Genomic DNA, 14521 nt, shown 5'->3' with positions numbered 1-14521 from the left:
AGGTGTTAGTCTATTCACTAAATGTTTTTATAAAAATAATAGGATTTCTTATTAGATGAATATGCATAGGGTGGTTTCTCTAAATAAAGGAACAGGGGACACAGATTATGTCGAAGAAAAAGACGAGTAGGGTATTAGTAGCTGGAATATGTATATCTACATTATTATCGCCAGTAGCTTTCGAAGCATCGAAAGGATATGCAGCGCCTTTAGAAGAGGTTAAAGGTGGGAATTTGGAAGAGAACAAATTTGAGCAAAGGACGTTCCAGGTACCTGGAAAAGGGGATATAGACAAGGAAACAGAACGATTAAAAGTAACTTTTGATCTTTCTGTTAATGAACCGACTGGAATTTATGCAGCGGCAAATGAAAAAATTACAGTTGAAATAAAAGGAACACAGTCTATTCAAGCTTTCATAGGAACGAGATCTTATGATGAAGAGGCACCTGAAAAATTCGATTTAAAACCTGGAAAAAACGTTATTTCATCGCCAAGAGGTGGTATTTTATATTTTTACAATATGAATAACGAAGGTGAGGTAACTGCTTCAGTTACGAAGGGTGGTAGCCATTTTCCTTTGTTTATTTTAGGTAAGCATACGAAAAAAGATTGGGATGAAATGTTAAAGAAATATAAAGATCCTTATGCGGTTGAATTAAAAGGTGAGCGAAGTTTAGTTACTGCTAGTCCGAGCTCTATACAAAAGTTTATGAAAAACACAAGCCCGATAGAGTTAATGAAATTGCATGATAAGATTATTCGAATAGAAAATGCAGTAGCTGGTTTATCAGAGGATGGAATTGGACTCGCGAAATCTCCAATTCATTATGTTCAGTTTGTTGAAAAACGGAAGCCTGCTGAAGATGATTTTATGTTTGCAACAAATTATCATACAGGATATATTCCAAGCGCAATGAATAGAGTTTTAGATATAGAAGTGCTTGAAAAGGATGGCTGGGGACCATGGCATGAAGTTGGACATCTACATCAGCAAAGTCCTTGGGATTGGGATGCTATTGGAGAAGTAACAGTCAATATTTATTCTTTAATGGTGCAAAAAGCATTAGGAAATGAATTAGAAATGGATGGGCACTATAAAAAGTCATTTGAGTACTTAGAGAAACCTATAGAAGAAAGAATAATTGATGAATTTGATCCTCTTACAATGTTTTGGCAATTAAATGTTGTTTACGGAGAACATTTTTATCCGAGACTGCATCAAGCTTATCGTATGTTACCTAAGGAGGAATTGCCTACTTCTGATGAAGAGAAAAAGCAAATGTTTGTTTATATGACATCAAAAGTGGCAGGACAAAATTTAGTTCCTTTCTTTAAAGAATGGGGATTAACTCCAAGTGATGAGACTAGAGAAAAAATAGAAAAATTAAATTTACCTAAATTAGAAAAAGAAATATGGAAAGCTACAGATAGTAATGATATTCGCGAGAAGCAAGTTGAACCGTATAAAGTTCCGTATGGTGAACCTGCTAATGAGGTACAAAACCTTGTAGTTGGTACCAATTTTGATGAAGAGCAAGCGGGTAAACTTGTTCAAAATTTAGGTGAGAATGTAAAAGTAACAGGTAAGATTATATGGTCTAAATTAGAGAGTGGAAAACAGGAAGTGTTAGTAGAAATTGAGGATGAAAAAGGGAATGAAAATTTAATTACTGTTCCAGTCAATGCTGTTTATGGTGACAGTATGATTTTTCAAGGGATTTCAAATGATGTAATGTCGACAGTGGAGCTTCGTCACAATGAAAAAAAATTACATGTCGCTTTTATTAGTAATGAAATACATTACCTTTTTGATAAAGAAAAATATATAGGTTTAACAGTATATGATCAAAATGGGATTGAAAAGAAAAGTGTATCAGCAGAAGGGCAAGAAAGTGGAAAACGATTTGCGATGGAACTAAATGGATTGAATTTTGAATATGGTGATGTAGTAAAAGTATTCCATGCAGAACCAAGTCGTTTAAAATGGTACCGAAATAACGAACTTGTAGATCAAGGGAAAGCTAAAAATAAAAAAGAAAAATTCTTTAAAATTACTCCGCAAGGGTTCGAATTAAAAGATAGTTTACAAGAAGTGACGGCGAAACCGCAAAAAGTAAAAGTAGAAACGAAAGATCGTTTTGGGAATAAGCAAGTGACAGAGGTACCTGTAGAAGTGGTTTATGGAGATAGTATTGTATACGCAGGATATGGCGATGATATTGCTTCAATTGTAACTTTAAAGCACGAAGAGAAGAAATTCCATGTGACTGATATGGATAGCGAGATTCATGAGTATTTTAATAAAGAGTTATACATGGGTATCACGTTATACGATCGAGATGGAAAAGAGAAAAAACATGTAACAGCAGAGGGACAAGAAACATCAGAGAACTTTGCGAAGCAAGTGAATGGTATGCAATTCGAGTATGGAGATGTAGTAAAAGTATTCCACGCAGAACCGGATCGTTTGAAATGGTATCAAAATAATACCCTTACTGGTCAAGGTGAGAAAAAAGGGGCAAAAGAACTATTCTTCAAAGTGACAGAAAAAGGTTTTGAGAGAATGGATATGTTGCAAGAAGTAACAGCGAAACCGCAAAAAGTAGTAGTTGGAACAGATGTTGAAAAGTTAGACGTGAAAAACTTTGTTGAAGTAAAAGATGGGGAAGTAGTTGGATTTGTAGAAAAGCCAAATACAACAAAAATCGGTGAACAAAAAGTAAAAGTAGAAACGAAAGACCGTTTCGGAAATAAGCAAGTGACAGAGGTTACATTAGAAGTAATTTACGGTGATAGCATTATGTTCTTTGGTACATGGCATGGTGGAACGAATATTAAATCGATTGTGACATTAAACCATGAAGAAAAGAAATTTAGTACAACAAATTCAGAAGGTTCAATGCATACTTCATTTGCAGATGAGAAGTATATGGAGATGACTGTATACGATAAAGCTGGAAAAGAGAAGAAAGTAGTATCTGTAAAAGCATCTGAAAATACGAAAGCATTTGCAGAACAATTCAATGGAATGACTTTTGAGTATGGTGATGTAGTAAAAGTATATCAAAAAGAGTTTGATAGATTTAAAGTGTATAAAAAGAATGAATTCGTGGATACAGAGTATGGCGTTCATGAAGTATTCTTTAAAGTTACGGAGCAAGGTTTCGAAAGAATGGCGACTCAACAAGAAATAACAGCGAAACCGCAACAAGTAGTAGTAGGAACAGACGTTGAAAAGTTAGACGCGAAAAACTTTGTTGAAGTAAAAGGTGGAGAAGTAGTAGGTTTTATAGGGAAACCAGATACAACAAAACTAGGTGAACAAAAAGTAAAAGTAGAAACGAAAGATATGTTTGGAAATAAGCAAGTGACAGAAGTTCCTTTAACAGTAACATATGGAGATAGCCTACTTGTATATGGATTAAGTTATGGTGCCGACGATATGAAATCAATTGTAACTTTGCATCATGATACGAAAAAACTGAGTGCGACACATACAAAGAACTTAATTCATGATTACTTTAAAGATGAAAAGTATTTTGAATTCACACTGTACGATAAAGAAGGAACAGTGAAGAAAAATATAGTGGTAAAAGGTTTAGAGAATACGCAAGAATTTGCTAAGGAAGTAAATGGACTTGCATTTGAGTATGGAGATGTAGTGAAAGTATATCATGCGGAATCTTCTCGTTTACATTGGTATCAAAAAGATGTATATGTGGGCGAAGGAAAAAGTAAAGAGATAAAGGAATTAGTCTTCAAAATCACTGAAAATGGATTTGAAAGATTAGACGGTGAGCAAACAGTAAAAGCAAATCCGCAGCAAGTAGTAATCGGAACAAATAGTGAAACGCTAGATGCGAAGAAATTTGTTGAAGTACAGGGTGGAGAAGTAGTAGGTTTTGTAGGGAAACCAGATACGACAAAAATTGGTCAGCAAACAGTGAAAGTAGAAACGAAAGATCGATTTGGAAATAAGAAAGTGACGGAAGTTCCTGTAGAAGTGACATATGGGGATAGTCTAGTCTATCAAGGTGTGTCCGATGTTACACGTTCTATTATTACGTTAAATCATGATGAAAAGAAGTTACATGCAACATTTACGAATGATGTGATTCATTATCGTTTTGTGAACGAAGAGTATATAGGCTTTGCGATTTATGATCAAAATGGGAATAAGAAAAAGCATATATCAGCGGAAGGGCAAGAAACTTCAAAGAATTTTGCGGAACAGGTAAATGTTACTTCATTTGAGTATGGTGATGTAGTAAAAGTGTATCATGCAGAACCAAGTCGTCTGAAATGGTATAAAAAGAATGAGTTAGCAGAACAAGTGGCTTCAACAGAAGTTGAATTTAAAATCACTCAAAGTGGATTAAAGCTAGTAAAGAAAACATTGTAATAAAAAATGCGCGTAGATGTTGGGTCTACGCGCATTTTTGTATTATTCAGCTTCAGAAACAACTGTGAAGCGTTCGTTTACGTGTTTTGGATTTTCGATTTCATCAAGTGCTGCAACTGCGAAGTCTTCGTAACTTACGTAGCTATCACCTTTTGCGTTAACAAGGAGATTGTCTTGTCCAGCTGTATAAGAACCAGTACGTTTTCCTAATGCGAATAGTGCAGAAGGGCTGATGAATGTCCAAGTAATATCGTTTGTTTGTTGCAGAATTTCTAAGTTTTTACCTTGGTTTTGAGCTGTTGCAAGGTATTCATTTGGGAAACCTGGCGTATCAAATACACGCGTTGTTTTCTCTTCGTCTACAAATAAGCTTCCAGCGCCGCCAACTACAAGTAATTTTGTGTTAGGTGCACCTTTCATAGCTTCAATTAGTACGTTTCCTGCATCTACGTGAAGATGTTCTTCTCCTGCTGGAGCGCCGAATGCATTTACAACTACGTCAAATGCTTGTAGGTCATTAGATGTAAGAGCGAATACATCTTTCTCTAAAACTTTTATATTTTCTTCTGTAATTTTTGCAGCGTTTCTTACGATTGCAGTTACTTCATGTCCGCGATCTAATGCTTCTTTTAAAATACGACTTCCTGCTTTACCAGTTGCTCCGATGATTCCGATTTTCATAATAAATCCCTCCAAAGTGTTTTGTTAAAGTGTATATCTGAAAGTAAATGAATTTGTTGTAATAAGCTTTGTTACAACCTGATGTAATCATTATAGTTACAGGTTGGTGTTTTTGTCAATGGGGTAGTTTGTAGATTTACTTTTTGTTTAGTATGCACAGTTAGAGGGAGGAGAGTCATAAAGATATTGTTACTTCGTGTCTGGCTAATATTTGGAAATTGCAAATTGTCGAAAAATGTTGATTTTTAAATGTTTTTTAAATATAATTCGTTTTATGGAGAAAAGGAGGGGTTAATTGTATGAATATTTTAGAGCAATTTGTTTCATCAACGAATACAATTCTTTGGTCATATATTCTTATTGCAATGTTAATTGGTTTAGGTCTTTATTTTTCTATTAAATTGAAATTCGTACAAATTACTCATTTAGGGGAAATGGTTCGACTAATGAGTGATGGATTAACTGGAAAGACGCGTAAAAAAGGTAGTGTATCTTCTTTCCAAGCGTTCTGTATGAGTTCAGCAGCTCGTATTGGAATCGGGAACTTAGCGGGCGTAGCGTTAGCTATTTCTATGGGAGGACCTGGAGCAGTATTTTGGATGTGGGTTATTGCAATTGTCGGAGCGTCTTCAAGTTTCGTGGAAAGTACGCTTGCACAAATTTATAAAATAAAAGATGGCAGTGGCTTCCGTGGTGGTCCTGCTTATTATATGGAAAAAGGTTTAAATAAACGTTGGATGGGAATTTGGTTCTCTATCCTTATTACAATTAGTTACGGATTAATTTTCAACTCCGTACAAGCAAATACAGTTACATTAGCATTTAAAAACGCTTTTGGTATTGAGCGTTACGTTGTTGGGATTGTATTAGCAGTATTAGTTGCGGTTATTATTTTTGGTGGCGTGAAAAGTATCGCGCGTATGTCTGAAATGATCGTTCCGCCAATGGCACTTATTTATATTGCAGTAGCAATTTTCGTTGTTATTAAAAATTATTATTTAATACCGGATATGTTTACAGAAATTTTTAAAGGAGCATTTGGTTTAGATTCAGCTGTAGGTGGCGGTATCGGTGCTGCAATGAAGTATGGTATTCAGCGCGGATTATTTGCGAACGAGGCAGGTATGGGTAGTGCGCCGAACGCGGCAGCAACAGCTGATGTAACGCATCCGGCGAAACAAGGTTTTATTCAAACAATTGGAGTGTTAGTGGATACATTCTTAGTATGTACATCAACAGCATTTATCGTACTATGTTCTGGTGCATATAAGGCAACAAATTTAGAAGGTATTGAATTAACACAAAATGCATTAAGTTCACAAATTGGCCCATGGGCAAGTAGCTTCTTAGCGATTATTATTTTCCTATTCGCTTTCAGTTCACTTCTAGGAAACTACTATTATGGTGAAACGAACATTGAATTCATTAAACAAAGTAAAACTTGGTTAACGATTTACCGTATTGCGGTAGTGGGAATGGTATTATTCGGTTCGGTTGCCACACTTCAAGTTGTATGGAATATGGCGGATTTATTTATGGGACTAATGGTAATCACAAACTTAATCGCGATTACACTTCTTGGCCGATTTGCATATGCTGCTTTGGCAGACTATGTAAGGCAAAAGAAACAAGGGAAAGATCCAGTCTTCAGTGCAGATTCTATTCCTGGTTTAACGAATACAGAGTGTTGGGATAAGCCAACGGTAACGGATAAAGAAAAAGCAGTGTAATGAAAAGGTGAGCATCGAGATAAATTCGATGCTCGCCTTTTTTGTTGTAGTAAATGATGAAAAGGGTGAGAGGTAATTAGTAATATAATTTTTGTTTGTTCATTCCTCTCGTTATTTGTAGAGAACGCACTGTCTTAAAAGTATGACCGGTCGAATGGGATGAGTGATTGAGTATTGGATAAATGCACGTACTGGTTATATTTTTACGTAAAAAAACATATATGTTAAGAAGTTTAACGTGACCATGTCATGAAACCTAACATAAAATTCTTGATTACTAAAAGTTTTTAGAATATAATTTTCTTATTGTTAGGAAGAGGGGGCAATGCAATTATGGATTTTTTAGCTAAGGTAATTGGGGATGTAAATAATGTCCTTTGGTCATATATCATTATTGCGATGTTAATTGGGTTAGGGCTTTACTTTTCATTTCGTGTGAAATTTGTCCAAGTTCGTTACTTCGGTGAAATGATTCGTTTGCTTGGGGATGGGGCAAGTTCGAAAACGAGAAAAGCACAAAAAGAGAAGAGCGGTGTATCTTCGTTCCAGGCTTTTTGTATGAGTACAGCTTCTCGTGTAGGTACTGGTAACTTAGCTGGTGTAGCTATCGCAATCTCAGCAGGTGGACCAGGAGCAGTATTTTGGATGTGGTTAATTGCGGTAATTGGGGGTGCTTCTGCATTTGTAGAGAGCACATTAGCGCAAATTTATAAAGTAAAAGATGGGAATGCATTCCGTGGTGGTCCAGCTTATTATATGGAAAAGGGATTAAATAAGCGCTGGCTTGGAGCAATTTTCTCTGTTTTAATAACAGTAAGTTTCGGATTGGTTTTTAACGCTGTACAGTCTAATACTGTAGCGGCTGCTTTTGATGGGGCATTCAAAACAGACAGTAGATTAGTAGGTCTTGTAATGGCTGGTTTACTTGCAGTTATTATCTTCGGTGGAGTAAAACGTATTGCACGTGCGGTTGAAATGATCGTTCCAGTAATGGCAATTATTTATGTAGCAGTAGCATTATTCGTTGTTGTAACAAACATTACGGCAATTCCGTATGTATTTAAAGAAATTTTCTTACATGCTTTCGGAATTAAAGAAGTAGTAGGTGGGGGATTAGGAGCTGCGATTTTACTAGGGGTAAAACGTGGATTATTCTCAAATGAAGCAGGTATGGGTAGTGCGCCGAACGCAGCTGCGACTGCAAACGTAACGCACCCAGTTAAACAAGGTTTCATTCAAACTTTAGGGGTATTTACAGATACATTATTAATTTGTAGTTGTACAGCATTTATCATTCTTTTATCAGATGTGCATAATGCAGCTGATCTAAATGGTATTCAATTAACGCAGCAAGCATTAAGCCAACATATCGGACCGTGGGCGTCTATATTTGTAGCAGTTGCAATCTTCTTGTTTGCATTTAGTTCATTGGTAGGTAACTACTACTATGGTGAAACGAATATTGAGTTTTTAAATGGAAGTAAAGTGTTATTAAATGCATACCGCATTGCTGTACTTGGTATGGTTGTTTTAGGATCTGTAGCAACAATTCAAATCGTTTGGGATTTAGCAGATTTATTTATGGGGATTATGGCTGTTATTAACTTAGTTGCGATCGTATTTCTTTCTAAGTATGCTTTCGCGGCATTATCAGATTACGTTAAGCAAAAGAAACAAGGAAAAGATCCAGTATTCTATGCGGAGTCTATTCCAGGTTTGAACAATACAGAGTGCTGGGATAAGCCAGCAGTAGCTGATAAAGAAAAAGCAGTATAATGAGGTGAGCATCAAGTGAAACTTGATGCTCATTTTTTTGTTTTATCCTGCTATTTGTGAACAGTAAAACTCTCGATTGATACGGGCTAATAATCAGTGGGGATGATATTGATTAAAGTTTCGCTATATAATGTAAAAGACGAACATTCATGAACGTTTTATAATAAAATGTAATTTTTTTAAGAAAAATGCAGATATGAGTTGTGATTTATGTTAGAATGGGAAATGCCTTTGAAACAAGAGGTTTTATGATCTTTCCTATCCGATTGAAGGTTTTGGAGGAGAAATGGAAAGTTCGGATTATTTCTTATTTCAAGTAGTCAGACGTTCAACGTTAATGAAGAGTTAAATGGAGGATTTTATTAATGAAGTTTGTTATGTTTCTTGTAGGATTGCTCGTTGTATTCGTACTCGGTTTTCTTATAAGTGCCGATCGAAAGAAGATTAAGTATAAACCAATCGCAATTATGCTTGTTATTCAGCTAGCGTTAAGTTATTTCTTATTAAACACGCAAGTTGGTTATATTTTAGTAAAAGGAATTTCAGATGGATTTGGCGCACTTCTTGGATATGCGGAAGCTGGAATCGTTTTCGTATTTGGCGGTCTTGTTAATAAAGGAGAGGTTTCATTCTTCTTAACAGCGTTATTACCAATCGTATTCTTTGCCGTTTTAATCGGAATTCTGCAACACTTTAAAATTTTACCGATATTTATTCGTGCTATTGGTACTGCGCTAAGTAAAGTAAATGGTTTAGGAAAACTAGAATCATATAACGCAGTAGCAGCGGCTATTGTTGGGCAAGCGGAAGTATTTATTACAGTAAAAGATCAATTAAGTAAAATCCCAAAACATCGTTTATATACATTATGTGCATCTTCCATGTCGACAGTATCAATGTCAATCGTAGGTTCTTATATGAAAATGATCGAACCGAAATATGTAGTAACAGCACTTGTATTAAATTTATTTAGTGGTTTCATTATTATTCATATTATTAACCCGTACGATATTACAGAAGAAGAAGATACACTGAAATTAGAAAATAAGAAAAAACAATCATTCTTTGAAATGCTAAGTGAATACATTATGCTTGGCTTTACAATCGCGATTACAGTAGCGGCAATGTTACTTGGTTTCGTAGCATTAATTACAGCAATTAATAGCTTGTTTGATTCAATGTTCGGTATTACATTCCAAGCTATTTTAGGATACATTTTCTCACCATTAGCATTCGTAATGGGTATCCCGCAAGCAGAGATGGTAACAGCGGGACAAATTATGGCAACAAAATTAGTATCAAATGAGTTTGTTGCGATGCTGGATCTTGGAAAAGTAGCGGGTGATTTATCAGCTCGTACAGTTGGTATTCTTTCTGTATTTCTTGTATCATTTGCGAACTTCTCATCAATCGGAATTATCGCAGGTGCAACGAAAGGTATCGATGAAAACCAATCAAATGTTGTATCATCATTCGGTCTACGCCTTGTGTATGGTGCGACATTAGTAAGTATTCTATCAGCGATTATCGTTGGTGTTATGTTATAAACAAAGGTGGCCCTAGCTTATAGCTAGGGCTATTTTTTATGGTAAATTTGCATGAAAAAACCAATTAGTTAGGAATATATTAACATATAAAAATCTTTTTAAATTTATATTGCATTTCGATTAGATAACGCTTACAATTTGATTTGTAGGTGGTATCAATTTCAGACTTTCAAGTATGGTAGGAGAGAAGAAGCTACCTTTTATAAATTGCAATTTATGTAAACGCTTACTGATTTTGGAAAACAGTTGAATAATATTTAGGGGTTTTAAATTTTTTAACATCAATGGTCAGACGTCATTCGTTATACGTTATACGACCGATAACTCGTGGGAGAAGTGGAGGATTCACATATGAAGATCGTAATGTTTCTAGTCGGTTTACTTGTAGTATTTGTACTAGGGTTCCTTATCAGTTCAGATCGTAAGAAAATTAAATATAAACCAATTGCACTTATGCTTGTCATTCAATTGGTACTTGCGTATTTCTTACTAAATACAAAGGTCGGATTTGTATTAGTAAAAGGGATTGCAGATGGATTTGGCGCTATTTTAAAATTTGCGGAAGCAGGGGTTAATTTCGTATTTGGTGGTCTAGCAAATGATGGACAAGCACCATTTTTCTTAACAGTATTATTACCAATTATTTTCTTAGCAGTATTAATCGGGATCTTACAACATATTAAAGTTTTACCGATTATCATCCGTGCAGTCGGTTTCCTATTAAGTAAAATTAACGGCTTAGGAAAACTAGAATCATATAATGCAGTAGCAGCTGCAATCGTTGGTCAAGGTGAAGTATTCATTACAGTAAAAGATCAACTAAGCAAATTACCGAAAAATCGTTTATACACACTTTGTGCATCTTCCATGTCAACAGTATCGATGTCAATCGTCGGTTCTTATATGAAAATGATTGATCCAAAGTATGTAGTAACAGCACTTGTATTAAACTTATTTAGTGGATTCATTATCGTTCATATTATTAATCCATATGAAGTGAAAGAAGAAGACGATATTTTAGAATTACAAGAAGATAAAAAACAAACATTCTTTGAAATGTTAGGCGAATATATTATGCTTGGTTTCTCTATCGCTGTAACAGTAGCGGCGATGTTAATCGGTTTCGTAGCATTAATTACAGCAATTAACGGTGTGTTCGATTCAATTTTCGGAATCACATTCCAAAGCATTTTAGGATACGTTTTCTCACCATTAGCATTCGTAATGGGTATTCCAACATCAGAGATGCTAACGGCAGGACAAATTATGGCAACGAAATTAGTAACGAACGAATTCGTTGCAATGCTTGACCTTGGAAAAGTAGCTGGTGATTTATCAACTCGTACAGTAGGTATTTTATCTATCTTCCTTGTATCATTTGCAAATTTCTCATCAATCGGAATTATCGCAGGTGCAACGAAGAGTATCGATGGCAAACAAGCAAACGTTGTATCTTCATTCGGATTAAAACTTGTATACGGTGCAACGTTAGTAAGTATATTATCAGCGATTATCGTTGGGGTTATGCTGTAATAAAAACAAACGAAGTCGTTTATCTCTCGTCTAGAGGGATGAACGACTTTTTTATTTTGGTATGATGAATAATATAGAGAGGGGGAATTAGGGTGAAAGAATCGGATAGTTTAAGGGAGTTTGATGAGATTATAGAGAACATTAATCATTTAACTGGAGAAGATGCTAGAGCGCTTTTGAAGTTTATACATGGATATTTAAGCATAGTAGAAGAAGGCGATGGGACTTTTACTCATAGTAACTTTGTTGAAAAGGTTTCAGGGCTTTATAAGAAGGATTTGGCGAGGGTTATTCAGCTTAGAGAAGAAATAAAAAAATCACCTTAATACATTCATTAAGGTGATTGAAATACTATTCAGCTGGAGGCGTAAATGTACGTTTCTCTAATTCAGCGTCTAGCATAAATAATGCGTTTGAATCGCTTGTAATACGTTTTAATTTTTGGATGATGCTATCGAATGAAGATTCTTCTTCTACTTGCTCATCGACGAACCATTTTAAGAATGTAATTGTTGCATGCTCACGCTCATCCCAAGCGATATCAGATAAGTTGTAAATACGCTTCGTTACTTCACGCTCGTGCTCAAGTGCTACTTCAAAAGCGTTCAGTACAGATTCATATACGTTATTTGGATTATCAAATCCAGTAATAATAGCGCGCTCACCGCGGTCATTAATGTAGTTGTAAAGCTTCATTGCGTGGAAACGTTCTTCTTCAGCTTGTACAAGGAAAAAGTTAGCGAATCCATCATAGCTCTCAGCTGTACAGTAAGCAGCCATTGCCATATAGGCGTGGGCAGAGTAAAATTCAAAGTTCATTTGATCGTTTAATGCGTCGTGCAATTTTTTAGATAACATAAAATCCCCCTTAATATTGTGACAAGAATATTATACCATAATTGATAATATTCTCATTTGGATACTTCGAACCTTTTCGAAAGCTTTGTGACGTGAGCCTCCATAATGTCTTGTAAATCTAAATCATATTTTTGTGAAAGAATAATAAGATTAGATAGTACATCACCAAGTTCTTCTTTTAACTCTTGTTTTAGTTCTTCTTCTGTTTTCACTTTTTCGTCAGGACGATCACGGCCAATTTCGATTGCGCGAACAACGCGTGAAACTTCTCCAACTTCCTCTGTTAAGAAATTTAAGCGAATAAAGGAATTATACTGTGACCAGCTTCGTTTTTCGTAAAATTCCTCCACCCATCTTTGAAATGCGATGATATCCATTTCTTCCTCATCCCTTCAATATGTTGTACAATATTCATTGTATCATAACAATATATAGTTTCGGGGTGTAGGAATGAGAAAGATTTGTGTGTTTGCAGGTTCCAACTTAGGGGAGAGACCAGAATTTAAAGAGCAGGCAATAGCGTTAGGAAAAATGTTTGTTGAGAACGATTATGAGCTTGTATACGGTGGTTCTTGCGTTGGATTAATGGGAGAAGTGGCAAACGAAGTTCTTCGCTTAGGCGGACGTGTAACAGGTGTTATGTCACGCGGTCTATTCCGAGGAGAAATTGTTCATACAGGGCTAACAGAATTAATTGAAGTAGAAACGATGCACGAGCGCAAAGCGAAAATGGCAGAGCTTGCGGATGCTTTTATTGCATTACCAGGCGGATACGGAACGTTTGAAGAGCTATTTGAAGTAGTATGTTGGTCACAAATTGGTATACATAATAAGCCGGTTGGTTTATTGAACATAAAAGGCTTTTATGGACCAATTTTGCAAATGGTTGAACGTGCAGCAGAAGAAGGATTTATGAATCCATCAAATAAAGAGTTGATCGTTTCAGCTGAGACGGCAGATAAACTAATTCATGCAATCCAAAATTATGAGCGTCCTGTTTTAGGAACGAAGTGGAAACAGCTATCATAATACAATTTTATAGATATTTTTGGAAACACATGTCATTTTACTTTGAAAAGGCATGTGTTTTTAATTTGGTTAAATATGTTAATGTTAAGATGTAATGTTTTTAGAAAAGGAGAAATAGATGGAGGAGTTTGTGTATTTACGTCCTGTTTTTAAAAGTATATTAGCAGCATCTATTCTTGTTATGCTAATTGTTTCAACACAGAAGAAAGAGCTAATTAATGAATTTTCGCTTTGGTTTATTTCGATATTGTGTATTGGTGTTTCGGCGATAACACTCTTTATGATTGGCTTTATCGTTGATGAGTATAATCTAGCCGGAGATGTGCATAGTTCTAATATGTTTATTGCGATTGGTTGTATTAGCGGTTTGAATTTTATTATTTATTATAGACGGCAATAAAAAGAAGGCATTCCGTATTACTTTGGAATGCCTTTATCATTTTGATTACTTTGTTTTTTATACAGGTACCAGCCACCCCAGCCGCCACCAATTGCTACAACAACGAGGAAAGCATAGTCTTTCACCTCGATACGTATATTGAAAATATTAGCTATAAGTAAGACAATACCAACCGTTATTAACGCAAAAAATGCTCTAATTAAGTAGTCTTTCAACTGAACCACTCCCGCCATTTAAGTAGTAAATGATGAATATGGAAAAGCTTTTTTGGATCTATTTTACTAAAGGATGTTACCTATATTTTAACATAAAAGGGATTGTAATATATTGATAAAAGTAGAGGAGAGGGGTGCTGATATTGTCGTGATTTGTCGGTAAGTCGATATAATTAGAAAATCGCTGATATAAATGTCATGTACCAGAACGTACGACAATCCCCATAGAAAAAAGCGACTCTGAACGAGCCGCTTCCGCTTTTAGTGATATCCAGCTCCGGTAGCTAGAATGTTCGGTGGCTTCGCTTTTTCCTGCGAGGCAAAGAGCGCCTCTACGTCAAAAGCTCCA

12 protein-coding genes are annotated in these 14521 nt (G+C 35.5%); 8 read left to right on the top strand and 4 right to left on the bottom strand.

Annotated features, from left to right (window positions below; translation table 11 throughout):
* Positions 1-107: 107 nt before the first annotated feature.
* On the top strand, positions 108-4403 hold the full coding sequence (locus tag ABH961_RS29055; protein WP_404520589.1) for a putative mucin/carbohydrate-binding domain-containing protein: 4296 nt from the start codon (positions 108-110) through the stop codon (positions 4401-4403).
* A gap of 42 nt (positions 4404-4445) precedes the next feature.
* Here the strand turns inward: ABH961_RS29055 and ABH961_RS29050 are convergent, their stop codons facing one another.
* Positions 4446-5084 (bottom strand): NAD(P)-dependent oxidoreductase, encoded by a 639-nt coding sequence (locus ABH961_RS29050; RefSeq protein ID WP_048542416.1) that lies wholly within the window; start codon positions 5082-5084, stop codon positions 4446-4448.
* 299 nt (positions 5085-5383) lie between these two features.
* On the opposite strand from ABH961_RS29050, the gene ABH961_RS29045 reads away from it, so the two are divergent.
* The 5 genes from ABH961_RS29045 (at position 5384) to ABH961_RS29025 (ending at position 11996) form a co-directional block, all read left to right on the top strand.
* On the top strand, positions 5384-6814 hold the full coding sequence (locus ABH961_RS29045) for an alanine/glycine:cation symporter family protein (RefSeq protein WP_060488095.1): 1431 nt from the start codon (positions 5384-5386) through the stop codon (positions 6812-6814).
* A 333-nt stretch (positions 6815-7147) separates the two neighbouring features.
* On the top strand, positions 7148-8590 hold the full coding sequence (locus ABH961_RS29040) for an alanine/glycine:cation symporter family protein (RefSeq protein WP_404520586.1): 1443 nt from the start codon (positions 7148-7150) through the stop codon (positions 8588-8590).
* A 365-nt stretch (positions 8591-8955) separates the two neighbouring features.
* Positions 8956-10137 carry a NupC/NupG family nucleoside CNT transporter gene (locus ABH961_RS29035; protein WP_000673848.1) on the top strand — a complete coding sequence of 394 codons (1182 nt, stop codon included), beginning with the start codon at positions 8956-8958 and terminating at the stop codon, positions 10135-10137.
* 351 nt (positions 10138-10488) lie between these two features.
* Positions 10489-11670, top strand: a complete 1182-nt coding sequence (locus ABH961_RS29030) for a NupC/NupG family nucleoside CNT transporter (protein ID WP_098078510.1) — start codon at positions 10489-10491, stop codon at positions 11668-11670.
* A gap of 92 nt (positions 11671-11762) precedes the next feature.
* Positions 11763-11996 (top strand): hypothetical protein, encoded by a 234-nt coding sequence (locus ABH961_RS29025; RefSeq protein ID WP_048542410.1) that lies wholly within the window; start codon positions 11763-11765, stop codon positions 11994-11996.
* 25 nt (positions 11997-12021) lie between these two features.
* On the opposite strand, the gene ABH961_RS29020 is transcribed toward ABH961_RS29025, so the two are convergent.
* Both ABH961_RS29020 and ABH961_RS29015 read right to left on the bottom strand, forming a co-directional pair.
* Complete coding sequence (locus ABH961_RS29020; RefSeq protein WP_048542408.1) at positions 12022-12528, bottom strand: ferritin; 507 nt, start codon at positions 12526-12528, stop codon at positions 12022-12024.
* Between the two features lie 53 nt (positions 12529-12581).
* Positions 12582-12905 carry a MazG nucleotide pyrophosphohydrolase domain-containing protein gene (locus ABH961_RS29015; RefSeq protein ID WP_098078507.1) on the bottom strand — a complete coding sequence of 108 codons (324 nt, stop codon included), beginning with the start codon at positions 12903-12905 and terminating at the stop codon, positions 12582-12584.
* Between the two features lie 73 nt (positions 12906-12978).
* Here ABH961_RS29015 and ABH961_RS29010 point away from each other — a divergent pair, with 73 nt between their 5' ends.
* Positions 12979-13557 carry an LOG family protein gene (locus ABH961_RS29010; RefSeq protein WP_483862363.1) on the top strand — a complete coding sequence of 193 codons (579 nt, stop codon included), beginning with the start codon at positions 12979-12981 and terminating at the stop codon, positions 13555-13557.
* A 118-nt stretch (positions 13558-13675) separates the two neighbouring features.
* Positions 13676-13957: a hypothetical protein gene (locus ABH961_RS29005; protein ID WP_048542405.1), complete on the top strand. Its 282-nt coding sequence runs from the start codon at positions 13676-13678 to the stop codon at positions 13955-13957.
* Between the two features lie 17 nt (positions 13958-13974).
* On the opposite strand, the gene ABH961_RS29000 is transcribed toward ABH961_RS29005, so the two are convergent.
* Positions 13975-14172: a hypothetical protein gene (locus tag ABH961_RS29000; RefSeq protein WP_000656322.1), complete on the bottom strand. Its 198-nt coding sequence runs from the start codon at positions 14170-14172 to the stop codon at positions 13975-13977.
* Positions 14173-14521 lie beyond the last annotated feature (349 nt).

The sequence above is a fragment of the Bacillus sp. RC251 genome (genome assembly GCF_044908765.1).
Taxonomy (GTDB): Bacteria; Bacillota; Bacilli; order Bacillales; family Bacillaceae_G; genus Bacillus_A; species Bacillus_A wiedmannii.
This window is presented reverse-complemented; position numbering and strand designations above follow the sequence as displayed.

What these genes read in the sequence shown, in the direction of transcription:
- ABH961_RS29055 (WP_404520589.1), top strand. Translation starts at nt 108, where the DNA reads ATGTCGAAGAAAAAGACGAGTAGGGTATTAGTAGCTGGAATATGTATA.
- ABH961_RS29050 (WP_048542416.1), bottom strand. Translation starts at nt 5,084, where the DNA reads ATGAAAATCGGAATCATCGGAGCAACTGGTAAAGCAGGAAGTCGTATT.
- ABH961_RS29045 (WP_060488095.1), top strand. Translation starts at nt 5,384, where the DNA reads ATGAATATTTTAGAGCAATTTGTTTCATCAACGAATACAATTCTTTGG.
- ABH961_RS29040 (WP_404520586.1), top strand. Translation starts at nt 7,148, where the DNA reads ATGGATTTTTTAGCTAAGGTAATTGGGGATGTAAATAATGTCCTTTGG.
- ABH961_RS29035 (WP_000673848.1), top strand. Translation starts at nt 8,956, where the DNA reads ATGAAGTTTGTTATGTTTCTTGTAGGATTGCTCGTTGTATTCGTACTC.
- ABH961_RS29030 (WP_098078510.1), top strand. Translation starts at nt 10,489, where the DNA reads ATGAAGATCGTAATGTTTCTAGTCGGTTTACTTGTAGTATTTGTACTA.
- ABH961_RS29020 (WP_048542408.1), bottom strand. Translation starts at nt 12,528, where the DNA reads ATGTTATCTAAAAAATTGCACGACGCATTAAACGATCAAATGAACTTT.
- ABH961_RS29015 (WP_098078507.1), bottom strand. Translation starts at nt 12,905, where the DNA reads ATGGATATCATCGCATTTCAAAGATGGGTGGAGGAATTTTACGAAAAA.
- ABH961_RS29010 (WP_483862363.1), top strand. Translation starts at nt 12,979, where the DNA reads ATGAGAAAGATTTGTGTGTTTGCAGGTTCCAACTTAGGGGAGAGACCA.
- ABH961_RS29005 (WP_048542405.1), top strand. Translation starts at nt 13,676, where the DNA reads ATGGAGGAGTTTGTGTATTTACGTCCTGTTTTTAAAAGTATATTAGCA.